General features: G+C 74.1%; 16 protein-coding genes. 12 read left to right on the top strand and 4 right to left on the bottom strand.

Annotated features, from left to right (window positions below; genetic code table 11):
• Window positions 1-26: 26 nt before the first annotated feature.
• Complete coding sequence (locus tag ACXET9_RS03320) at window positions 27-824, bottom strand: 5'-methylthioadenosine/S-adenosylhomocysteine nucleosidase family protein (protein WP_457884796.1); 798 nt, start codon at window positions 822-824, stop codon at window positions 27-29.
• A gap of 126 nt (window positions 825-950) precedes the next feature.
• Here ACXET9_RS03320 and ACXET9_RS03315 point away from each other — a divergent pair, with 126 nt between their 5' ends.
• Window positions 951-1,805, top strand: a complete 855-nt coding sequence (locus tag ACXET9_RS03315; RefSeq protein WP_457884794.1) for an alpha/beta hydrolase fold domain-containing protein — start codon at window positions 951-953, stop codon at window positions 1,803-1,805.
• A 33-nt stretch (window positions 1,806-1,838) separates the two neighbouring features.
• Here ACXET9_RS03315 and ACXET9_RS03310 read toward each other — a convergent pair whose 3' ends face one another.
• Together ACXET9_RS03310 and argS are read right to left on the bottom strand one after the other, a co-directional pair.
• Complete coding sequence (locus ACXET9_RS03310) at window positions 1,839-2,549, bottom strand: lysoplasmalogenase family protein (RefSeq protein ID WP_457884793.1); 711 nt, start codon at window positions 2,547-2,549, stop codon at window positions 1,839-1,841.
• Between the two features lie 268 nt (window positions 2,550-2,817).
• On the bottom strand, window positions 2,818-4,590 hold the full coding sequence (argS, locus tag ACXET9_RS03305; protein ID WP_457884791.1) for an arginine--tRNA ligase: 1,773 nt from the start codon (window positions 4,588-4,590) through the stop codon (window positions 2,818-2,820).
• 178 nt (window positions 4,591-4,768) lie between these two features.
• Here argS and ACXET9_RS03300 point away from each other — a divergent pair, with 178 nt between their 5' ends.
• The 9 genes from ACXET9_RS03300 (at window position 4,769) to ACXET9_RS03260 (ending at window position 17,316) form a co-directional block, all read left to right on the top strand.
• On the top strand, window positions 4,769-5,188 hold the full coding sequence (locus tag ACXET9_RS03300) for a YccF domain-containing protein (RefSeq protein ID WP_457884789.1): 420 nt from the start codon (window positions 4,769-4,771) through the stop codon (window positions 5,186-5,188).
• A 110-nt stretch (window positions 5,189-5,298) separates the two neighbouring features.
• Window positions 5,299-6,231 carry an alpha/beta hydrolase gene (locus ACXET9_RS03295; protein ID WP_457884787.1) on the top strand — a complete coding sequence of 311 codons (933 nt, stop codon included), beginning with the start codon at window positions 5,299-5,301 and terminating at the stop codon, window positions 6,229-6,231.
• Window positions 6,231-8,612, top strand: a complete 2,382-nt coding sequence (locus tag ACXET9_RS03290) for a DUF6320 domain-containing protein (protein ID WP_457884785.1) — start codon at window positions 6,231-6,233, stop codon at window positions 8,610-8,612. The genes ACXET9_RS03295 and ACXET9_RS03290 overlap by 1 nt, the downstream gene beginning before the upstream one ends.
• Window positions 8,613-8,831: 219 nt before the next feature.
• Complete coding sequence (locus tag ACXET9_RS03285) at window positions 8,832-10,781, top strand: DUF7937 domain-containing protein (protein ID WP_457884784.1); 1,950 nt, start codon at window positions 8,832-8,834, stop codon at window positions 10,779-10,781.
• 207 nt (window positions 10,782-10,988) lie between these two features.
• Window positions 10,989-12,296 carry a uracil-xanthine permease family protein gene (locus ACXET9_RS03280; protein WP_457884782.1) on the top strand — a complete coding sequence of 436 codons (1,308 nt, stop codon included), beginning with the start codon at window positions 10,989-10,991 and terminating at the stop codon, window positions 12,294-12,296.
• 136 nt (window positions 12,297-12,432) lie between these two features.
• On the top strand, window positions 12,433-12,876 hold the full coding sequence (locus tag ACXET9_RS03275; RefSeq protein ID WP_457884780.1) for a hypothetical protein: 444 nt from the start codon (window positions 12,433-12,435) through the stop codon (window positions 12,874-12,876).
• 130 nt (window positions 12,877-13,006) lie between these two features.
• On the top strand, window positions 13,007-13,978 hold the full coding sequence (locus ACXET9_RS03270) for an ABC transporter ATP-binding protein (RefSeq protein ID WP_457884988.1): 972 nt from the start codon (window positions 13,007-13,009) through the stop codon (window positions 13,976-13,978).
• Window positions 13,979-14,080: 102 nt separating this feature from the next.
• Window positions 14,081-15,142, top strand: a complete 1,062-nt coding sequence (locus ACXET9_RS03265; RefSeq protein ID WP_457884778.1) for an iron-siderophore ABC transporter substrate-binding protein — start codon at window positions 14,081-14,083, stop codon at window positions 15,140-15,142.
• 125 nt (window positions 15,143-15,267) lie between these two features.
• Window positions 15,268-17,316 (top strand): iron ABC transporter permease, encoded by a 2,049-nt coding sequence (locus ACXET9_RS03260; protein ID WP_457884986.1) that lies wholly within the window; start codon window positions 15,268-15,270, stop codon window positions 17,314-17,316.
• Window positions 17,317-17,386: 70 nt separating this feature from the next.
• On the opposite strand, the gene ACXET9_RS03255 is transcribed toward ACXET9_RS03260, so the two are convergent.
• Window positions 17,387-18,547 carry an ornithine cyclodeaminase gene (locus ACXET9_RS03255; protein WP_457884776.1) on the bottom strand — a complete coding sequence of 387 codons (1,161 nt, stop codon included), beginning with the start codon at window positions 18,545-18,547 and terminating at the stop codon, window positions 17,387-17,389.
• 212 nt (window positions 18,548-18,759) lie between these two features.
• Between ACXET9_RS03255 and ACXET9_RS03250 the strand changes: the two genes are divergently transcribed.
• Window positions 18,760-19,959, top strand: coding sequence for a LacI family DNA-binding transcriptional regulator (locus ACXET9_RS03250; protein ID WP_457884775.1), 1,200 nt, complete (start codon window positions 18,760-18,762; stop codon window positions 19,957-19,959).
• Complete coding sequence (locus ACXET9_RS03245) at window positions 19,956-21,578, top strand: FAD-dependent oxidoreductase (RefSeq protein ID WP_457884773.1); 1,623 nt, start codon at window positions 19,956-19,958, stop codon at window positions 21,576-21,578. The genes ACXET9_RS03250 and ACXET9_RS03245 overlap by 4 nt, the downstream gene beginning before the upstream one ends.
• Window positions 21,579-21,632: the final 54 nt, after the last annotated feature.

Genomic DNA, 21,632 nt, shown 5'->3' with positions numbered 1-21,632 from the left:
CCGCCCCGTCAGCCGATGACGCGCCGTCAGCCGGCGAGGGAGCGGGCGAGCTCCTCGACGGCGCGGGCGGAGGTCTCGGCGACGAGGTCGAGCTCGAGGTGGAACTGCTGGCCGGCGGCGGGCCCGCACAGGTCCGAGACGGCACGCAGCGCCGTGAAGGGCACGCCGAGGACCTCGGCGGTGCGGGCGATCGCGGTCGTCTCCATGTCCGCGGACAGGGCCGCCGGGAAGCGCTCGCGCATCGGGTCGGCGAGCTCGGAGGTCACGAAGGCGTCGCCCGAGAGCATCAGCCCGCGCCGCGCCCCCGCTCCCTGCGCGCCGCCGGCTCCGCCCGTGGCATCGGCAGCGCCCGTGCTGCCGGCGGCGTCCGCGCTGCTCGCGCCGCCGGCGGTCGCCGTGGCGGCGGCCTCGGCCTGGGCGGTGAGGGCGGCGTCGGCGAGATGGCGCTCGGGGCCGCCGGGGACCTGGCCGGGCGCGTAGCCGAAGGCGGTGGCGTCGGCGATGGACCAGGTGAAGGACTCGCCGACGATCAGGGTGCCGACCTCGACGTCGGCCGCGAGGCCGCCGCAGGAGCCGGCGGAGACCGCTGCCCTCGGGGCGACCTCGAGGATCGCCCAGGTCGCCGCGGCGGTCGCGGCGGCGACGCCGATGCCGGTGGTGACGACGACCGCGTCCGTGCCGGCGAGGGTCCCGCGCACCGCGGAGACCCCGCGCTGGAAGGGGACGGGCAGGTCCGTGGGGCTCTCCAGGCGGGAGAGGATCGGGGCGGCCTCCTCGGGCATCGCCGCGAGCACCAGGAGGGGGCCGGTCGCATTCGTCGTCATGCTCGCAGGCTATCCGGTGCTGGGGTTCGTTAGGCTGGACCGGTCAGGACGACGCGGCCCGCGGGCCGCAGGATGGAGGAGATCATGGGACGGATCCGGGACGCCGTGGTAGTGGGAGCGCGGACCGTGAGCAGGATCCCGATCCCCTCGGTGCTGACGCATCAGGCGCTGCGCGAGGCGCGCCGCCCGCTGCCGCCGTCGGGCGTCCTCAAGGCCCATGCGGTCGAAGGCGAGATGCTCGGGCGCACCCGCAGCGTCTGGCTGGATCGGCATCGGGCCTCGGAGGGCATCATCGTGCACCTGCACGGCGGCGCCTATGTCTCGGGACCCTATGCGAGCGACTGGGCGTGGCTGTCCCGGCAGGTCGACGCCTACGGCTGCGCGGGCCTGCTGGTGGACTACCGCACCGCCCCCGACCATGTGCACCCGATCGCCATCGACGACACCGAGGCCGTGATCGCGGCCCTCGTCGAGCAGGGACTGCTCGACGGGACGCCCTGGATCCTCAGCGGCCAGCACTCCGGCGGCGGGGCGGCCTTCTCCGTCGCGCGCCGGCTCCAGGGCCGCGAGGGCGCGCCGGTGCCCGCGGGCGTCATCGCGACCTCCCCGTGGCTCGACCTCGAGCTCGCCAACGCCGGCATCACCGAGACCGGCCAGAGCGATCCGGTGCACGAGCGTCGGCTGCTGCGCGACGCCGCGAAGATCTACGCGGGGCGCACTCCGCTCGACGACCCCGAGCTCTCCCCGCTGAACGCGACCTTCGATGGTCTGCCGCCGGTGCACCTGAGCGTCGGCCTGAAGGACCTGTTCCTCTCCGACGTCCGCGTCGCGAAGCTGCAGCTCGAGGAGCACGGCGTCGACCTCTCCTACCGCGAGGTGAGCGGCCGGCTGGGCCTGCAGCTGATGGTCCGCCGCGGCGAGGACATGGACCGTCTGCACCGCGAGCAGGCCGACTTCATCGCCGCCCGCCTGCGCGGCTGACCGCAGGCCGCGCCGACGCCGCTCCGCGCCGGTTCAGCCCTCGACGATGACGAGGGAGGAGACCGGCCGGTGCGCGCTCCAGCGGTGCCGGGGCATGGCGCGCACCATCCCGGCGATCAGCAGCGCCTGCGCCGAGACGTAGGTGATCATGACCAGCAGCGCGCTGAAGGACAGGGCGGCGCCGGGCAGGAACCACTCGATCGCCAGCACCGAGCTCGAGAGCAGGAACAGGGTCCCGCCCGTCCAGGTCAGCGTGTTGATGCCGGCGGCGAGGAAGGCCGCGGATGCGAGCACCACGGCGTACAGGGCGACGAGCGGGAGCATCCCCGCGGCGCCGTCGCGGCAGGCGACGAAGAGCCCGATGACGACCGCCCCGTAGGGGATCGCGAGGGCCATCCGCATCGGGTCGCGGCGGCGGAGCCAGACCGGGAGCATTGCCGCCGCGTAGCAGGCGAGGGTCACCAGGAAGCTGAGCACGGTGACCGCCTGGGCCCCGTTGGCGCCGGTGATCTGCCCGGCGGTGTCGCCGATGAACGAGCAGACCAGGCCCGCGGACAGCAGGGCCACGCTGCGGGTGATCCGCGGCGCGGCGGTCAGGAGGATCCCCAGCAGCAGCGGGGCGAAGAGGGTCTGGCTGCTGTTCCGGAGCAGGTCCGCGCCGCCGACGATCGCCCCCACATGGATGAGGGCGGTCAGGGCGTAGGCCACCCAGAGGGTGGTGTGGACGGTCCGGGACGAAGGCACACCTCCAGGCTAGGGAGGCGCCGACGGGTGCGACAGGCCGAGGCGGGCCTGGAGCGGGCACGGTTCCGTAACGTCTTCGACGGGTGTGACCTGCATGTCGGAAACCCGGCGACCTGGCTCACAGATGCCGCCGGATGCGGCGCAGACGGCCGGAAGGACGGCCGGCGCCCGCGGCGGGCCCCGCATCTGCGGGACCACATCACGGGCGCCGGGAGGACCGTCGGCGGCGGCCGACGAGCGCCGACGGGCGGGCTCGTCGGCTGTCGGCTCACATCTGCTGCGGCGCGCGGACCCCGAGGGCGTCGAGGCCCTCGACGAGGACCTGCTCGGTGAGGGCGGCGAGCGCGAGACGTCCGGCGCGGACCTCCTCGTCGGCCTCCTTGAGGATCGGCGAGGCCTCGTAGAAGCCGGTGAAGGCCTGCGCGAGGGCGAAGAGGTAGGCGCACAGGCGGTGCGGCTCGTACTGCGCGCCGACGATCTCGAGGGTGGGCGCGAAGTCCAGCAGTTGCAGGGCGAGGGCGCGCTCGGCGTCGTTCTCGACGCGGGGGGCGTCGGCGGCGGCGATGCCCTGCGCCTCGGCCTTGCGACGGATGGAGCGGATGCGGGCGACCGCGTACTGGAGGTACGGGGCGGTGTTGCCGGTGAGGGCGAGCATCCGGTCGAGGTCGAAGGTGTAGTCGGAGTCGTGCGCGGTCGAGAGGTCCGCGTACTTCACGCCGCCGATGCCGATGTCGTGGGCGATCGAGGCGCGCTCCTCCTCGGAGAGGTCGGGGCGCAGCTCGTCGATGACGGTGCGGGCCTTGGCGACGGCCTCCTCGAGCAGCGCCATGAGGCGCAGGGAGGAGCCGGAGCGGGTGCGCAGGATCTTGCCGTCCTCGCCGAGCACGGAGCCGATCTTGACGTGGGTCGCGGCGACCTCCGCGGGCAGCCAGCCGGCCTCCGCCGCGGTCGAGAAGACCATCTGGAAGTGCAGCTCCTGCGCGGTGCCGACGACATAGGCGACGCGGTCGGCCTGCAGGTCGCGGACGCGATGGCGGATCGCCGCGAGGTCCGTCGTGGCGTAGCCGTAGCCGCCGTCGGACTTGCGGATGATCAGCGGCAGCGGCTGCTCGTCGCGGCCGATGAAGCCCTCGGGGAAGACGCACAGGGCGCCGTCGGAGAGGCGGGCGATGCCGGCGGCCTCGAGGTCCGCGCACACGGCCTCGAGCTGGTCGTTGTAGGTCGACTCGCCGGCGAGGTCGGCGTCCGTGAGGGTCACGTCGAGCATGTCGTAGATGCGGTGGAAGTACAGCTTCGAGAGCCCCACCAGGTTGGTCCAGATCCGCAGGGACTCGGCGTCGCCGGACTGCAGGGTCGCCACGCGCCGACGGGCGCGGGAGGCGAAGTCGGATCCCTCAGGAGCGGCGGCGGGGCCGGCGGCCTCGGCGGCGTCGAACTTCGCGCGCGCGGCCTGGTAGAACGCGTTGGGGTCGGACTTCAGCAGGTCCGCCTCGGCGCTGTCCTCGCCGACCTCCAGCAGGTGCTCGATGAGCATGCCGAAGGGGGTGCCCCAGTCGCCGATGTGGTTCTGCCGCACGACCGTGCGGCCGAGCTTCTCGAGCGTGCGCGCGAGGGCGTCGCCGACGACCGTCGTGCGCAGGTGGCCGACGTGCATCTCCTTGGCGACGTTGGGCGCCGAGTAGTCGATGACGACGGTCTCGGGGTCGGCGGCGGGCACGACGCCGAGGGCGGCGTCGGGGCCGGCCAGCTCGGCGGTCTGCGCGGCGATCCACTCGGTGCGCAGGCGGATGTTCAGGAAGCCCGGCCCGGCGACCTCGAGCGGCTCGGCGATGTCGTCGAGCTCGACGGCCGCGAGGATCTCGGCGGCGATGTCCCGGGGCTTCCGACCCAGGCGCTTCGCGAGTCCCATCGCGGCGTTGCACTGGAAGTCCGCGAACTGCGAGGGGCGGATGATCGGGTCCGCGTCGGCGTACTCGGGCCCGAAGGCGGTGACGAAGGCGGACTGGAAGCGCTGGGTCAGCGCGATCTCGGGAGCAGGCATGGGTCCCAGGGTAGTCGGCGCGCCGCCGCCGGTCCCGCGCGCGGGACGTGATGCTCGGCGGATCCGGCCGACGGGCGGGCCGACAGGCAGGCCGAGAGCGGGCCCGGTGGGCGAGCCGGGTCCCGCAGCGGGGGCTGTCCCCCTGGCCCGCGTCCGGACGGGTGCCTAGGGTGACGGCATGCGCTCGCTCATCGCCCTCATCCTGAACATCATCTGGCTGCTCACCGCCGGCTGGGCCCTCTTCCTCGGCTACCTGCTCGCCGGGCTCCTGGCCTGCATCTTCATCGTCACGATCCCCTTCGGCATCGCGTCCTTCCGGATCGCCTGGTTCGTGATCTGGCCCTTCGGCCGCGAGGTCGTGGACACGGGCCGCACCGGCGCCGTCGGCGCGGTCGGGAACGTCATCTGGTTCCTCATCGCCGGCTGGTGGCTGGCCCTCGGCCACATCGGCACCGCGCTCGCGCAGGCCGTCACGATCATCGGCATCCCGCTGGCCTGGGCGAACATCAAGCTGATCCCGGTCACCTGCTTCCCCTTCGGCAAGGAGGTCGTCGACTCCGACGACGCCCGCGCCCGCATGCTCCCGACCGCCCGCTGAGCGGTCCGTCGTCGGCCGTCGCACGGGCGCGGACGGCCCACCGGCCGGGCCGCCCGCGGACCCTATGCTGGAGCGATGCGAGCCCCTGCCTCCGCCTGCCCCGTCGGCCCATGAACCCGCTGATGAGGGCGGTGCTGCGGCTGTTCGCCGCGCCGAGGGTCAACATGCTCGAGGACTATGCGCGGGTCCGTCGGACGCAGCGGCAGCTGGCGGCGATCCAGCGCCCCCGCTACCGCTCCGCCTCCTGGCGGACCGTCGAGGCCGAGGAGACCAGCAACATCCCGGTGCGCGTGTTCTCGCCGCCCGAGCGGCGGCGCGAGGACCTGCTGCTGTTCTTCCACGGCGGCGGCTGGGTCACCGGCGACATCGAGAGCTACACCCCGGCCTGCGCGGCGATGGCGGAGGTGACCGGCGCCGAGGTGGTGTCGGTCGACTACCGGCTCGCGCCCGAGCATCCGTTCCCCGCGGGCCTCGAGGACTGCTACCGGATCGCGCACCGGCTGCTGGAGGATCCGGCGATCGCCGGCGTGACCGATCCCGACCGGATCGTGCTGGTGGGCGACTCCGCCGGGGGCAACCTCGCCGCCGTCGTCTCCCTGCTGCTGCGGGACCGGGGCGCGCGCGTCCCCTCGCGCCAGATCCTGCTGTATCCCGTCACGTACTGGGACCACGACTGGCGGACCTCGCCCTACGCCTCGGTCCGCCGTCACGGGGCGGACTACCGTCTGACCAGCACCGAGGTCCAGGACTACATGCAGCTCTACGTCCCGGACCCGGAGGACAGGCAGGATCCGCGGGTCGCGCCCCTCATGGCCGAGGACCTCTCCTCCCAGCCCCGCACCCTCGTGATCACGGCCGAGCTGGACCTGCTGTGCGACGAGGGCGAGGCCTATGCGGCCGCCCTCGCCGCCGCCGGCAACGACGCCCGCTCGCACCGCGTGGAGGGGGCGCTGCACGGCTTCATCACCCTGCCGCGGTTCTCGCGCTCGCTGCGCGAGGCCTACGAGCAGATCGGTGCGTTCCTCGACGAGGACCTGCGCTGATGCGCCTGCGCTGGCCCCGCCGAGGCCGGACGCAGCGCGGCCCGGTCCGTCGGCCCTGGATCCGACGCCGCTGGGTGCGGCTCGACAACGCCTCGACGATGCTGCTGGCCGCGCGCAGCGACGCCGATCCGAAGGTGTTCCGGCTCGGCGCCGAGCTCGACCACGACGTCGACCCGGTCCTCCTGCAGGCGGCCCTGGAGGCGACCTTCGCCCGGTTCCCCCTGTACCGGGCGGTGCTGCGGCGCGGCGTGTTCTGGTACTACCTGCAGGACAGCGATCTGGTGCCGCAGGTCGCCCCCGAGTCCGAGGCCCCCTGCGCGCCGATCTACCAGGCGGACCGGCGCACCCTCCTGTTCCGCGTGGTGCATCACCGTCGACGGATCTCCCTCGAGGTCTTCCACGCGCTCTCCGACGGCACCGGTGCGCTGTGGTTCCTCGACGACCTCGTCGCGCAGTACCTGCGTCTGCGGCGCTCCGGCGACTGCGATGCCGCGGCCCCGCCGACGCACGAGCTCGCCGCGGACTCCTTCGCCCACTACTTCCGCCGACGACGGCGCGCCGGGCGCGGCGCCGTGCCCGCGGACTTCGCGCAGGAGATCGCCGCGGGGGAGACCCTCGCCGCGGGGCAGCCGCCGGGCGGGCCCGTCGGCCGCCTCGGCGCCGCATCGGGCGGGGCATCGGCACCGACGTCGACGTCGACGCCGACGTCGGCGCGACGCGAGCCCGCGATCGCGAGGCGCCGTGCTCACCGGGTCCGCGGCACCCGCACCCCGGACGGGCGCATGCGCGCCGTCGAGCTGACCATGCCCGTGGACCAGGTGCTCGCCCTCGCCCGCTCCGAGGGGACGGCGATGACGATGTACCTCACGGCGGTCTTCTTCGAGGCGATCCGACGCACGGCTGCCCCGGCAACGGCGGGGCGTGCGGGCCGCGCGGGGGAGGAGGGGCTGCGGCTGACCGCCTCGGTGCCGGTGAACCTGCGCCAGTACTTCCCGTCGACGTCGGCCCGGAACTTCTTCGCCACGACCCGTGTCGAGCACGTGTATCCGGCGGCGGGGGAGCCTGAGAGCGTCGGCGAGGTCGCCCGTTCTCTCGAGCGCGCCTTCCGCGCCGAGGCCGACCCCGCCGCCCTCGAGGAGCGGGTCCGCGGCTTCCTCCGCTTCGAGCGCCATCCGCTGCTGCGCGTGGTCCCGCGCCCGATGAAGGACGTGCTCCTGCGGGCGATCAACGGGTTGAGCAACCGCGGGCTCAGCGTCGCCGTCTCCAACCTCGGGCGCACCGCCCTGCCGGAGGACGTCGACGCGCAGGTGCGGCGCCTGGTCTTCTCGGTGTCCGCCGTGCGCCCGCAGTTCTGCGCGATCTCCCACGGCGGTCTGCTGACCGTCACCTTCACCTCGCCCTTCGTCGAGACCGATCACGTGCGGGAGTTCGCGCGGGTGCTGACCTCCGCGGGCGTCGACGTGTCGCTCGCCGCCGGACGGGTCACTGAGGAGGAGCTCTGCGGCACCGGCACCGGCACCGGCTCCGACGCCGACGCCGACGTCGGCTCCGATTCCGGCTCCGGCCGCGATCCCGGGGCCGATCCCGGTGCCGAGTCCGGGCAGGGGGGCGGCGGCATGAGCGGGACCGCGGACGTCGGCGCGACCGCAGAGGAGACCCCGGGCCTGCCGTCGTGCGCCGACTGCGGAGTGCGCATCGAGGGGGACTGGCGGACCTGCCCGCTGTGCGGCGCCGCCATCACCGTCCCTGCCGTCGTCCCCGCCGCCGACGCTGCCGACCCTGCCGCCGAGCCCGCCCCGGCGGCGGCGAGTCCGTTCCCCGCGGTGCCGCTGCGCTACTCCCGACGCCGCTTGGTGCGGACGCTGATGCTCGTCTCCGTCGGCATGGTGCTGGTGTCCTTCGCGGTGCAGCTGCTGCTCGGCCCCGAGCCCGTCGGCCTCGGCGTCGGACGCACCGTGTGGCTCGCGATCATGTCGCTGTGGCTGGTGGTGCTCGCGGCCGTGCGCAAGCGCCGCAACATCGCCAAGTCGACGCTCTACCTCGTGGTGCTCGTCGGACTGGTCGCCACGGCCTGGGACTATCTGCTGGGCTGGACCGGCTGGTCGGTCGACTTCGCGATCCCGATCCTGTGCTCCTCCTCGCTGATCGCGCTGATCGTGCTGGTGCGGGCGATGCGGATCGAGGTCGGCGAGCACATCGTCTACAGCGGGCTGATCGTCCTGCTGGGCCTCGTGCCGCTGGGGTTCCTCGCGCTGGGCTGGGTCGCCGTGCCGCTGCCGTCCGTGGTCTGCGGCGCGCTGTGCCTGGTCGCGCTGTCCGCGCAGCGCCTGTCCCTCGGCGGCGTGGTCCGCCACGAGCTCGCCAAGCGCCTGCACCTGTGACCGGCCGACGGGAGCGGGGCGCGGCGTCGGCCGTCGAGGGCGAGGCGGGGCGTGCGAGGCACGGCGTGTGAGCCACGGAGCGCGGATGTCCGCGGCGCGTCGCCCGGGGAACGCGCCGACGACGTCCCTATGATCGGAACCGGGCAGGACGGCGGTCCGGGGATCCGGCCCGGGGATCCATCCTCCGGTCGCCCTCGCAGAACCAGGGAGTGAGGGCTGATGAACAGGGATCGACGTGACGACGGGCCGCAGGACGCGGACTGGATCTTCGCCACCGACGACCCGCGCAGCCTCCCGACCGAGCGTCTGCCCTCCCGCGCCGAGTTCGACCGCTACGCCGCGCCGCTGCTCGCGCACCGCACCTCCCCGGCCCTGCCGCAGGGGGACAACGAGACCGTCGACCTCTCCGACATCGATCCCGAGGCGCTCGCCGCCGGCGCGCCCGACGCCGCCCGCGGAGACGGTGCCGACGCCGCCCGCGGAGCCGGTGCGGGGAACGGCGCCAGTGCCGGGCGGAGCCCCGCCCGGCCGGTCCGCTCGCGCGATGCGATCTCCCCGTACAGCGTGGTCGTCCCGAGCCCGCTCGGCGCCCCCGCCGCGGAGCCCGACGCCGACACCGGCGCGATCCCGATCGTCGGCGACGGTGCTGCCGACGGCGCGGACGGTGGAGCCGACGGGGCAGGCGGTGCAGGCGGTGCCGATAGCGCCGACGGGGCCGCAGCATCCGCGGCGGGAGCGCCGAGCGCGCCCTCGCCCTCGACCTACGCCCGCTCCGGGACCACCCCCAACGAGCCCGACCGCGTCGAGGGGACCATCGGCGGGATCGTGCTGCCGGACCGCTTCCGCGAGCTCGGCGTGTTCGACGCCCTGCGGGACGTGCTCGCCCTGATCTGCCTGGTCTCCGCGCTGACGACGACCTTCACCCTCGGCGACCTGCCGCTGCTCAGCTCGCTGACGAAGACCTCCATCGGCATCTCGCTGGGTGCGCTCGTCGTCGTGCATCTGCTGCGCTGGATCCCGAAGAAGCCGCCGCTGGGCGCGGTGCGGGCGATCCGCATCGTCGGCCTGCTGCCGGCGCTCGCGGCCGCGCTGATCGTCATGGGCGCGGACCTCGTCGCCTCGCTGCCCGTGCTGTTCGCGTCCCTGCCCGAGGGGCCGCCCGTCGGCATCGGCATCGGCGTGCCCCTGCTGCTGCTCGGAGCGATCGTCGGCATGGAGCCGCGCGCCCACGAGGGCTACCTGCCCACGAAGGTCGCCCGCGGGCGCGCCCGCGCGGCGCTCGCCGGGGTGGGGATCGCCGCGGCGGCCGCGCTGCTGCTCGCACTCGTGATGATCGTCGGGCGCGTGTTCACCACCGGCTGGGGCTATTCGATGATGACGCTGGCCAACACCCTCATCTCGATGGTGCTGCTGACGCTCGTCATCGCGTCCTCGCTGCGCCGGGACCGCTACTGGTTCGTGTTCTCGGCGGGCGCCGTCGCCGGCCTCGTGATCGCGGGCCTCGCCGACAACACGCTCCGCCTGCAGTTCGCGGCCCCGATGAGCTTCGCGACCGGCTTCGTGTACCTGCCGTTCCTGTTCGCGGCCTTCGGGCTGATGATCTCCCGCTCCTTCGTGCGGACGATGCCGATCTCCTTCGCCCGCCCCGACTGGCTGGTCTACACCGTGCGGGCCTTCGAGTTCAGCGCCGTCATGCATGCGGCCGCGGTGCTCTGGCACCTGCTCGCCGCGGTCGCCGGCACCACCGGGATCTCCCCGGGCGGCCCCGTGCTGCACCTGCTGGACGCGCTCGTCTGCGCGGTCTTCGGGATCGTGTCGCTGTCGGCGCGGACGGCGCTGCTGAACCGTCCGGCGGACCGGGCCCGCGCCTCGGGCGTCGTCTCGGCGCTCGTGCTGATCGTCGTCGGCTTCCTCGCGATCATCGTGAACTCCCTCGCCACCGGCTACGGCGCGGGTCTCGTGACCGGGGGAGCGGCGCTCGCGATCGGCATCGCCGCCGCGCTCATGCTGACGGTCCCCGCGCCCGTCCGCGACGAGTTCGGCGCCCCCGACCTCGCGCAGATGTTCGCCGACTTCCGCTCCCGCGACGGCGGCCGCGCCTCCCTCCTCGAGCGCGTCCCCGACGTCACCGCCGAGCGCTCCCGCAAGAAGACCTTCCCCGGCCGCTGAGGTTCTGGGGTTCGGCCGACGGTCGCGCCTGCGCCGAGAACCGAGTGCGCCCGCGCTGAGAACCGAGCGCACCTGCTCTGAGATCCGCCTCGCGCGCGGGACCTCCCGGTCCTCGGGGCCGGTTTCCTGCGCGGTATTCTGCCCTCGGCGCCGCGCCCCGAAGCTGTCCGCGGCCCGTCCCACCCCCGCTGATCCCCTGGGAGAGCCATGCCCGTCTGGTCCCTGCACGGCAACGGCCGCACCGTCGCCCCCGATGCCATCGTTTTGCCCGAGGAGCGCCTCGCCTGGCCCGTGACGATCGGCATCGGCGCCCAGCACGTCGTCGCCATGTTCGGCGCGACCTTCCTGGTGCCGCTGCTGACGGGCTTCCCGCCCTCCACGACGCTGCTGTTCTCCGGCATCGGCACCCTGCTGTTCCTCACGATCACGCGCAACAGGGTGCCCAGCTACCTCGGCTCCTCCTTCGCGTTCATCGCCCCGATCACCGCGGCGACCGCCTCGGACTCGATGGGCGCGGCGCTCGGCGGAGTCATGGTCACCGGCGCCCTGCTCGCACTGCTGGGCCTGCTGGTCACGCGCGTCGGGACCGCCTGGATCGGGGCGCTCATGCCGCCGGTCGTGATGGGTTCGATCGTCGCGCTGATCGGCTTCAACCTCGCCCCCACCGCGTACGCGAACTTCCAGGAGTCCGCGGTCACCGCCGTGGTCACGCTGGTCGCGGTGGTGCTGTGCACGGCACTGTTCAAGGGCCTGCTCGGGCGGATCTCGGTGCTGCTCGGCGTGATCGTCGGCTACGTCTTCGCGGTGATCCGCGGCGAGGTCGACTTCACCGGCGTCAAGGAGGCCGACTGGCTCGGCCTGCCCCAGTTCCACCACCCCGAGTTCTCCCTCGGCCTGCTGCCGATGTTCCTCCCGGTCGTCGTCGTGCTGCTGGCCGAGAACGTCGGCCACGTCTCGAGCGTCGGCCTCATGACGGGGCGCAACCTCGACCACATGGTCGGCCGCACCCTCGCCTCCGACGGTCTCGCCACGATGCTCTCGGCCGGCTTCGGCGGCTCCCCGACCACCACCTACGGCGAGAACATCGGCGTCATGAGCGCCACCCGCGTCTACTCGACCGCCGCCTACTGGGTCGCCGGCATCGTCGCGGTGCTGCTCTCGCTCTCGCCGAAGGTCGGCGAGGCGATCTTCACGATCCCGCCGGGCGTCCTCGGCGGGGTGACCTTCGTGCTCTACGGCCTGATCGGCATCGTCGGCGTGCGCATGTGGGTCGACGCCCGCGTCGACTTCTCCCGGCCCAAGAACCAGATCACCGCGGGCGTCGCCCTCGTCGTCGGCATCGCGAACGTGACCTGGACCTTCGACGGCATCACCCTGACCGGCATCACGCTGGGCACCGTCGCGGCGCTCGTGATCTACCACGTGATGGACCGGCTCGGCCGGGTCACCGGGACCGAGGCGGCCGACGAGCCCGCCGAGGCCGTCGCGCCGGCGAACTCCGAGCAGCAGGGCTGAGGGCGGAAACCCGGGCCGACGGGACGGCGAGGCCCGTCGACCGAGGGCGCGCTCCGGTTGCAGGGGGGGGCGGCGGATGCTTGACAATCGCGACGAGGGCTCACGCCCGCCTGCTCATCCGCGCGAGGAGATCGCCATGGTGCTCGTCCTTCCCCGACCGCGTCGCCGCGCCCTCGCCGGCCTAGCGTTCGCTCTCCTCGCCACGGGCTGCGCCTGGCAGCCGCCGGGCGGCTCGACGGTGTTCGACGTCCCCACCTTCGCGTGGGAGGGCGGCGTCGGCGACAGCGCCGAGGTGAGCGGCACCCTCGTCATCGACGACGAGGGCTGCACCTTCCTCGACCAGGAGATGACGACAGGCATCCTCTTCCCCGACGCGATCGGGGTCGCTCTCGAGGACGGCGCGCGCCACGTCGTCCTCGAGAGCACCGGCGAGGTCTTCGCGACCGAGGGCGGCGACCTCAGCTACGCGGGCGGCTACGGCGAGGTGCCGGACGAGTGGAGCGACACCTGCAGCGCGACGCCTGCCGAGGTCGCGCGGGTCCAGGACAGCCCGGCGGGCGATCCGCTCCAACGGACCTGAGCCGTTCCGCATTCGGGCGGACCGGCCGGTGGGCCGTCGGTCCCTGCCGCACTCCGGTGACGGAGTGATCTCGACATCACATCAGCATCGACGCGCGCAATCAGGTAAGGCTAGGCTTCCCCTCGTGCCTATCGACCCTGACGTCCCCGACGACGACGTCGCCGCCCGCGCAGCCTCCGTCTCCGGGCCGCGCGCGGCCGCGAACGGCCCGGCCCTGACCGGGGAGGACCTCCACCTGCGCTACGGCCGCACGCCGGTCGTCCACGGCGTCTCGCTCGCGCTCTCGCCCGGTACGGTCACCGCCCTGCTCGGCCCCAACGGCAGCGGCAAGTCCACGGTGCTGCGCTCCCTCGCGCGGCTGCACCCGCTCGCCAAGGGCGAGGTGCGCATCGCCGACGGCCAGGGCGGGGAGCCTGGCCTGCGCAGCGCCGCGCTCCTCAGCGCGAAGGACCTCGCCCGCGCCCTCACGCTGTTCTCGCAGTCCCGGACCAGCCCGCAGGGCCTGTCCGTGCGGGACGTCGTCGCCTTCGGACGCCATCCGCACCGCCGCCGCTTCTCCGGCCTCGCCGACGCCGACCGCGCCGCGATCGACCACGCCATGGAGCTCACCGGCATCGCCCCCTTCGCGGGCCGCGGCGTCGGCGAGCTCTCGGGCGGTGAGATGCAGCGCGTCTGGCTCGCCTCCTGCCTCGCGCAGGACACCGGCATCGTGCTCCTCGACGAGCCGACGAACCACCTCGACCTGCGCTACCAGATCGAGACCCTCGACCTCGTGCGGGACCTCGCCGAGCTGCACGGCACGGCCGTCGGCATCGTCCTGCACGACCTCGATCATGCGGCCCGCATCGCCGACCAGGTGATCCTGCTGCGCTCCGGCCGCGTCCACGCCGCCGGCACCGCCCTCGAGGTGCTCACCTCGGAGAACCTCAGCGCGGTCTACGACATCCCCATCGACGCCGAGGTCGACCCGTTCAGCGGGCGGCTGCGGATCGAGGTCCGCGGACGCCACGGCGCCCGCGACCTGCGCACCCCTCGCGACCAGCGCGCCGGCAGCGACCAGCGCGCCGGCCGCGACCTGCGCGCCGCCGCGTCGGCGGTCTGAGCCCGCCGTCCCCGCCGTCCCCGTCACAGCCGTTCCCGTCCCCGCCGCTCCCTTCCCCGTCGGGCCCGTTCCTCGGCCCGACGCCCATCCCCAGGAGAACCCATGATCCGTCGTCCCCGCCGCGCTCGCGCCGGCGTCACCGCCCTCGCCGCCCTCACCGCGCTCGCGGCGTCCGCCGCCCTCGCCGCCTGCGGCACCACCGAGGTCGATGAGACCGCCGCGTCCGGCACCGCCGCGGCCGACGCGATCAGCGCGTCCTGCGCCGAGGACACCACGACCACCTCCACGGATCCGGTCACCCTCACCGACGACCTCGGCCGCACCGTCACCCTCGAGAAGCCCGCCGAGCGCGTCGCCGTGCTCGAGTGGCAGCAGACCGAGGACCTGCTGACGCTGTGCATCGCACCCGTCGCCGTCGCCGACGTCGAGGGCTTCAGCACCTGGGACAGCGCCGAGGTCCTGCCCGAGGGCACGACCGACGTCGGCTCCCGCGGCGAGCCGAGCATGGATGCCCTCGCCGCCGCGGACCCCGATCTGATCATCGTCGAGGTCACCGGGGAGGACGATCCGGTGATCGAGCAGCTGGAGGCGCTGGACGTGCCGGTCCTCGCGACCATCGGCGCCGACGCCTCCGACCCGATCGGCACCATGAAGGGCCTGTTCACGCTCATCGGCGACGCCACCGGCCGCGCCGAGCGCGCGCAGGTCGTGCTCGACGAGTTCGATGCGCATGTCGCCGAGGCGACCCAGCAGGTCGCCGACGCCGATCTCGCCACCACCGACTTCGTCTACTTCGACGGCTGGGTCGACGGCGGCAACGTCTCCATCCGCCCCTTCGGCGAGGGCGCGCTGTTCTCCGCCCTCGGTGAGGAGCTGGGCCTGACCTGCGTGTGGACCGAGGAGACCGATCCGACCTACGGCCTCGGCCAGACCGACATCGAGGGACTCACCGCCGTCGGCTCCGCGAACCTGATCTACACCTCGACCGACGATCCCGAGGGGAACTACGTCACCGAGCTCGAGAAGAACGACGTGTGGACCTCCCTCCCCGCCGTCGAGGAGGGCCGCGCCTACGGCTTCCCCGCGGGCATCTGGACCTTCGGCGGTCCCCGCTCCTCCGAGCAGGCCATCGACGCCTACGTCGACATCCTGACCGCCCCGTGACCGTCGCTCCTGGGGACCTGCGCGACCGGCAGCCCGACGACCGGCAGCCCGATGGCGGTCGGCCCGATGGCGGTCGGCCCGACGGCGCCGCCGCGCCCGCCCGCGGCGTCCGCGAGACGCTGCGGGTGGGGGCCGGGGGCCTCGTCGGCGGGATCGCGACGCTGATCCTGCTGGCCCTCGCCGTCGTCGTGGTCGGGGCCTGGCATCTGACCCAGGGCACCTCGGGCGTCGGCCTGCAGGACCTGCTGGCGTATCTCGCGGGGGCCGACGGCACCGTCGGCGGCGTCGCGATCTCCGACATCGTCGCGGCCTCCCGCCTGCCGCGTCTGCTCGCGGGCGTCGCCGTGGGCGTCGCGCTCGGCAGCGCGGGCGCGCTGCTGCAGTCCGTCTCCCGCAACGCCCTGGCGAGCCCCGACACCCTCGCCGTGACGGCGGGCTCCTACTTCGCGCTGTGCCTGGTCGCCGCGTTCAACATCGCGGTGCCGCTGTGGGCCTCCAGCGGCGTCGCCTTCCTCGGCGGCCTGCTCGCCGCCGGGATCGTGCTGGCGCTGTCGGGCGGGGCGGGCTCCTCGACGACGCGGCTGATCCTCGCCGGCTCCGCCGTCGCCATGGCGCTGCAGTCCGGCAGCTCCATGCTCCTGATCCTCTTCGAGGCGGAGACCACGGGCCTGTACGCCTGGGGCAGCGGCTCCCTCGCGCAGCTGAACATCACCGCCTCGCTGCGGGCGCTGCCGGTGATCGTCGTCGTGATCCTCGTGGCGCTGGTGCTCTCGCGCCGGCTCGACGTGCTGGGCCTCGGCGACGACGCCGCCTCGAGCCTCGGCGTGCCCGTGCGCTCCACCCGCGTCGTCGCCGTGCTCGCGGCCGTCCTGCTGACCTCGACCGCCGTCACCGTCGCCGGCCCCATCGCCTTCGTCGGCCTCGGCGCGCCCGTGCTCGCCCGGCTCCTCGGCGGCCTCGTGCGGCCCCTGCACCGCCATGCGCTGCTGATCCCCGCCTCGGGCCTGATCGGCGCGCTCGTCGTGCTCCTCGCCGACGCGACCGTGCGCGCGATCCTCGGCCCCCGCGGCGCGACCGCCGTGCCCACCGGCATCCCCACCGCCATGCTCGGCGCGCTCGTCATCATCCTCATGGCCCGCCGGCTCCCGGACTCCGGTCCCGCGAAGCAGCCGCCGCAGGCCCGTACCGGCCTGCGCACCCGCCGCCGCTTCCTGATCGTCCTCGCGCTCAGCGCCGCGGCCCTCGCGGGGATCGCCCTGCTGGGACTGCTCTCCGGCAGCATGTGGCTGCGCACCGGGGACATCGCGCTGTGGATCCAGGGAGAGGCGCCCCGCCTCGTCGGCCGTGCCCTCGGCGAACGGCTCCCGCGCACGACCGCGGCGATCCTCGCCGGCGCGGCCCTCGCGCTCGCGGGCTGCATCGTGCAGTCCACCGTCCGCAACCCGCTCGCGGAGCCCGGCCTGCTGGGCATCACCGCGGGCGCGGGCCTCGGCGCCGTCGTCATCGTGACGCTCGTGGGGGCGAACCGTCCGCTGATGATCGTGTGCGCGGTGCTCGCCGGCATCGCCACCTTCGCCCTCATCGGCCTGCTGGCCTGGCGGGGCGGGCTCGCGCCCGAGCGCTTCGTGCTGGTCGGCATCGGCGTCGGCTACGGGATGAGCGCCCTGACCTCGTTCCTGCTGCTGCAGGCGAACGCCTGGGACACCCCCAGCATCATGACCTGGCTGTCGGGCACCACCTACGGCAGGCGTCTGACCGACGTGATCCCGGTGCTGATCGTGCTGGTCATCGCCGCGCCGCTGCTGATGGCGCTGCACCGCGAGCTCGACCTCCTGGCGATCGACGAGGACTCCCCGCGGATCCTCGGCGTCCGCCTCGAGCGGACCCGCGTGCTCGTGCTCGGCATCGCCGCGGTGCTCTCGGCGATCAGCGTGATCGCCGTGGGCGTCGTCGGCTTCGTCGGCCTGGTCGCGCCGCACCTCGCGCGCGCCCTCGTCGGCGGACGCCACCTGCGCGCGATCCCCGTGGCGATGCTGCTGGGCGGCGTGCTCGTCGGCCTCGCCGACGCCCTCGGCCGCACCCTCATCGCCCCCTCGCAGGTCCCCGCGGGCCTCATGGTCTCGCTCATCGGCGCGCCCTACTTCGTCTGGCTGCTGTGGAGGTCGCGGGCCTGAGCCCGCCGGCGGGTCCGGACCTGCCGACGGGTCCGGACCTGCCGACGGGTCCGGGCCCGCCGGTGCGACCTCAGCGCAGGAGCGAGAACAGGTCCTTCGGGTCCGACGGCGCGGCCACCAGGTCGAGCGGCGTGACGAGGTCCGTGCCCGCAGTCGCCGCATGCGCGAGACGCAGCACGGAGAAGTCCGCGAGCGCGAAGCCGACGGAGTCGAAGAGCGTCACCTCGTCGGCGTCGGCGTCGGCGTCGGCCTCAGGGCCGGTGGTGCCGGTGGGGCCGGCGTCGGTGGCTGTCCGTCGTCCGGGGGCGGCGCCGGTGACGATCTCCCACAGCTCGGTGACCGGGAAGTCGGGCTCGACCTGCTGGATCTCGCCCTCGATGCGGGTCTGCGGGGCGAACTCGACGACGACGCGGGAGGCCCGCACGACCTCCGGCGCGAGCTCGGTCTTGCCCGGGCAGTCGCCCCCGATGGCGTTGAGGTGCAGGCCGGGGCGGAGGTCCTGGCGGTGCAGGACCGCCTGCCGGGCCTTCGCGGCGGTGCAGGTGGTGACGACGTCGGCCCCGTCGAGGGCCTCGGCGAGGGTCGCCGCCGCGCGGATCTCGAATCCCAGCGGCTCGAGGTTCCGGCGCAGCGTCGCGATCGCCGAGAGGTCGGGATCCAGCACCTGCACACGGTCCAGGCCCAGCACGGCCCGCATCGCCAGCGCCTGGAACTCGGCCTGCGAGCCGGCACCGATCATCGCGTGCACGCGCGCCCCGGGCCGGGCGAGGTGCCGCGCCGCGAGGGCCGACATCGCGGCCGTGCGCAGCGCCGTCAGCAGCGTCATCTCGGCCAGGAGCAGCGGATAGCCGGTGGCGACGTCGGCGAGCGCGCCGAAGGCGGTGACCGTCTGCAGCCCGCGCGAGGGGTTCACCGGATGGCCGTTGACGTACTTGAAGGCGTAGAGGCGCCCGTCGGAGATCGGCATCAGCTCGATGACGCCGACGGGGGAGTGGCTCGCGATCCGCGGGATCCGCTCGAACTCCGCCCAGCGCCGCAGGTCCTCCTCGAGGACGCCGACGAGGCGGAGGAGCACCGCCTCCGCGCCCTCGCGCCGCAGCCAGCGCACGGTTCCGCCGACGTCGAGCAGGGACGGCTGGTGACCTGTGCCGACGGGCGGGCCGGCGGCTGATCCATCGGCTGTGCCGGCCGGGGCGGGATCGGGGGCGTGCGCTGCGGTGTGCTCGGACATGACGGCCTCCCCTCGGACGACGCTCCCTCGCGTCGTCGCTGCGATGCTCCTGCCCAGGCTACGCCGGGCCGATTCCGGCGACGCCCGCCGTGGCTCGCCGCCGCCCGGCGTTGCTCGCTGCTGCTTGCCGTTATGCGCATAACCTGTTTCGCTCGTCCTCACCGGGTCGGCACCGTCGCCGTTCCGGGATCGCCGGAGAGGAAGCACCGCGCATGCCGCAGGACATCGTCGCCCCGCCCCGCAGGCCCACCCAGGCCGACGTCGCCCGTCGGGCGGGCGTCAGCCAGGCCGCGGTCTCCATGGCGCTCAACGGCGGCCCCGAGGCGGAGCGCCGGCTCACCGAGGAGACCCGGCAGCGGATCCTCGCGGCCGTCGAGGAGACCGGCTACTGGGGCAACCTCGCCGCCAAGCAGCTCGCCGGCGGCCGCACCTCCGTGCTCGGCGTGTTCACCTACGAGCCCGTGTTCCCGCACGCCGCGAGCGACTTCTACTACCCGTTCCTGCAGGGCGTCGAGGCGGAGGCGCTACGCCACGACGTCGACCTGCTGCTGTTCACCTCCAGCCACCGCTCCCGCGAGGGCGGCGGCGGACAGGGCCTGCGGGACTGGGCGCGCCGCGGCCGCCTCCAGCTCGCCGACGGCTGCATCCTGCTGGGCCGCCACAGCGAGCGCCGCGACCTCGCCGAGCTGCTCGCCCACGACTACCCCTTCGTCTTCGTCGGCCGCCGGGAGGCCGACGGCGTCGCCGTGCCCTACGTCGGCGCCGACTACGAGGAGGCCACCGCCGCTCTCGTCGAGCGGCTCGTCGTGCGCGGGCACCGCCGGATCGCGCTCGCCCTCGAGTATCCCGAGCACGAGTCCGGCGTCGACCGTCGGCGCGGCTTCGACCGCGCGATCCGCCGCACCGGCGCGACCCCGCTGCTGCTCGACGCCGCCTCCGGCGCCTCCTTCGACGCCGCCCCCGACCTCGGCGGCCTGCTCGAGGACGTCGTCGGGACCGGCACCACCGCGATCGCCGCGACCCCCGACATCGCCGCCCGCCTGCGGCTCGAGGCCCTCCGCCGCGGGCTCTCGGTCCCCGGGGACCTCTCGATCGCGCGGCTCGGCGACCCCGAGACCCCGGACCGCTCGGCCGTCGACTGGAGCGGCTTCAGCGTCCCCCGCCACGAGATGGGCACCGGCGCCGTGCAGGTGCTCCTGCGCCTGCTGGCCGACCCGACCGCCCTGCGCGACCCCGCCCGCCTCGCCGAGCAGCAGGTCACGCTGCCGTGCACCGTCCACGCCGGCACCACCGTCGGCCCCGCGCCCACTGTCGGCCCCGCATCCGCCGTCGGCCCCGCATCCGGCGGCGGCCCCGCCGTCGGCCCCGCAGCATCCGAGACCGCCCACCACCCCCAGGAGACCGCCCGATGACCCAGCACGATCCCCATGTCGACCTCCTCGTCGTCGGCGGCGGCCTCGGCGGCGTCGCCGCCGCCCTCGCCGCCGCCCGCCACGGCCTGCGCGTGCACCTCACCGAGGAGTACGCCTGGCTGGGAGGCCAGCTGACCAGCCAGGGCGTCCCGCCCGATGAGCATCCGTGGATCGAGGAGATCGGCTGCACCGCCTCCTACCGGCGGCTGCGCGACGGGATCCGCGCGCACTACCGGCGCGCCTATCCGCTGACCGACGCCGCCCGCGCCCGCGAGGACCTCAACCCCGGTGCCGGCTGGGTCTCCAAGCTGTGCCACGAGCCCCGCGCCGGCGTCGCCGTCATCGAGGAGATGATCGCCCCGCACCTCGCGAGCCGGCGCCTCACGGTCGAGAGGGGCGTGCGTCCCGTCGCCGCCCGCGTCGACGGGGACGCCGTGCGCGCGGTGACCCTGCGCGAGCTCGCGACCGGCGCGGAGCATGAGGTCGCAGCGCAGTACGTCATCGACGCCACCGAGACCGGCGAGCTGCTGCCCCTGACCGGCACCGAGCACGTCACCGGCTTCGAGTCCCGCGCCGAGACCGGGGAGCCCAGCGCGCCCGACGAGGCCCAGCCGGAGAACATGCAGGCCCTGACCTACTGCTTCGCCGTCGACCACATCGAGGGGGAGGACCACACCATCCCCCGGCCCGAGCGCTACGAGCACTGGCGCACGGTGCAGCCGGACTTCTGGGGCGGCCCGCTGCTGTCCTGGACGGCGCCCAACCCGCGCACCCTCGAGATCGGGCAGCGGCACTTCGCGCCCAACCCCGGCGACGACGCCCTCGCCGTCACCGCCGACCAGTCCCGTGACCCCGGTGACGGCAACCTCTGGGCCTTCCGCCGCATCATCGCGCGGGACCTCTACGAGCCCGGCGCCTTCGCCAGCGACATCTGCCTCATCAACTGGCCCAGCATCGACTACTTCGAGCAGCCCGTGGTCGGGGCCGACGAGGCGGAGATCGCCGAGCGCCTCGCCGATGCCAAGCAGCTCTCGCTGTCGATGCTCCACTGGATGCAGACCGAGGCGCCCCGGCCCGACGGCGGCACCGGCTGGCCCGGCCTGCGCCTGCGCGCCGACGTCATGGGCACCGCCGACGGCCTCGCCATGGCCCCCTACCATCGCGAGTCCCGCCGCATCCGCGGCCTCGAGACGATCCGCGAGCAGGACGTCTCCGGGGCGATCCGCGGCGACGCCGGCGCCCGCAGCTACCCGGACTCCGTCGGGATCGGGATGTACCGGATCGACCTGCATCCCTCGACCGGCGGCGACAACTACATCGACGTGCCCGCCGAGCCCTTCGAGATCCCGCTCGGCGCGCTCATCCCGCAGCGCATGACGAACCTGCTCCCCGCCTGCAAGAACATCGCCACCACGCACATCACCAACGGCTGCTACCGGCTGCATCCCGTCGAATGGAACATCGGCGAGTCCGCCGCGCTGCTGATCGTGCACTGCCTGCGGGAGAGCACCTCCCCGCACGCCGTCCACGGCAGCAAGCAGCAGGTCTCCGCGCTGCAGGAGCTCCTCGTCGCCGACGGCGTCGAGCTGCGCTGGCCCGACGGCGTCCACGGCTACTGACCCGAGCACCACCCGACAGATCACCATCCGACGCAGCACCACCCGACAGAGCAC

The organism is Brachybacterium netajii (SeqCode), assembly GCF_054114245.1.
This window is presented reverse-complemented; position numbering and strand designations above follow the sequence as displayed.

Excerpts from the sequence above, each read along its gene's own strand:
- ACXET9_RS03320 (WP_457884796.1), bottom strand. The coding sequence starts at position 824 with ATGACGACGAATGCGACCGGCCCCCTCCTGGTGCTCGCGGCGATGCCC.
- argS (WP_457884791.1), bottom strand. The coding sequence starts at position 4,590 with ATGCCTGCTCCCGAGATCGCGCTGACCCAGCGCTTCCAGTCCGCCTTC.
- ACXET9_RS03300 (WP_457884789.1), top strand. The coding sequence starts at position 4,769 with ATGCGCTCGCTCATCGCCCTCATCCTGAACATCATCTGGCTGCTCACC.
- ACXET9_RS03295 (WP_457884787.1), top strand. The coding sequence starts at position 5,299 with ATGAACCCGCTGATGAGGGCGGTGCTGCGGCTGTTCGCCGCGCCGAGG.
- ACXET9_RS03290 (WP_457884785.1), top strand. The coding sequence starts at position 6,231 with ATGCGCCTGCGCTGGCCCCGCCGAGGCCGGACGCAGCGCGGCCCGGTC.
- ACXET9_RS03285 (WP_457884784.1), top strand. The coding sequence starts at position 8,832 with ATGAACAGGGATCGACGTGACGACGGGCCGCAGGACGCGGACTGGATC.
- ACXET9_RS03280 (WP_457884782.1), top strand. The coding sequence starts at position 10,989 with ATGCCCGTCTGGTCCCTGCACGGCAACGGCCGCACCGTCGCCCCCGAT.
- ACXET9_RS03275 (WP_457884780.1), top strand. The coding sequence starts at position 12,433 with ATGGTGCTCGTCCTTCCCCGACCGCGTCGCCGCGCCCTCGCCGGCCTA.
- ACXET9_RS03265 (WP_457884778.1), top strand. The coding sequence starts at position 14,081 with ATGATCCGTCGTCCCCGCCGCGCTCGCGCCGGCGTCACCGCCCTCGCC.
- ACXET9_RS03255 (WP_457884776.1), bottom strand. The coding sequence starts at position 18,547 with ATGTCCGAGCACACCGCAGCGCACGCCCCCGATCCCGCCCCGGCCGGC.
- ACXET9_RS03250 (WP_457884775.1), top strand. The coding sequence starts at position 18,760 with ATGCCGCAGGACATCGTCGCCCCGCCCCGCAGGCCCACCCAGGCCGAC.
- ACXET9_RS03245 (WP_457884773.1), top strand. The coding sequence starts at position 19,956 with ATGACCCAGCACGATCCCCATGTCGACCTCCTCGTCGTCGGCGGCGGC.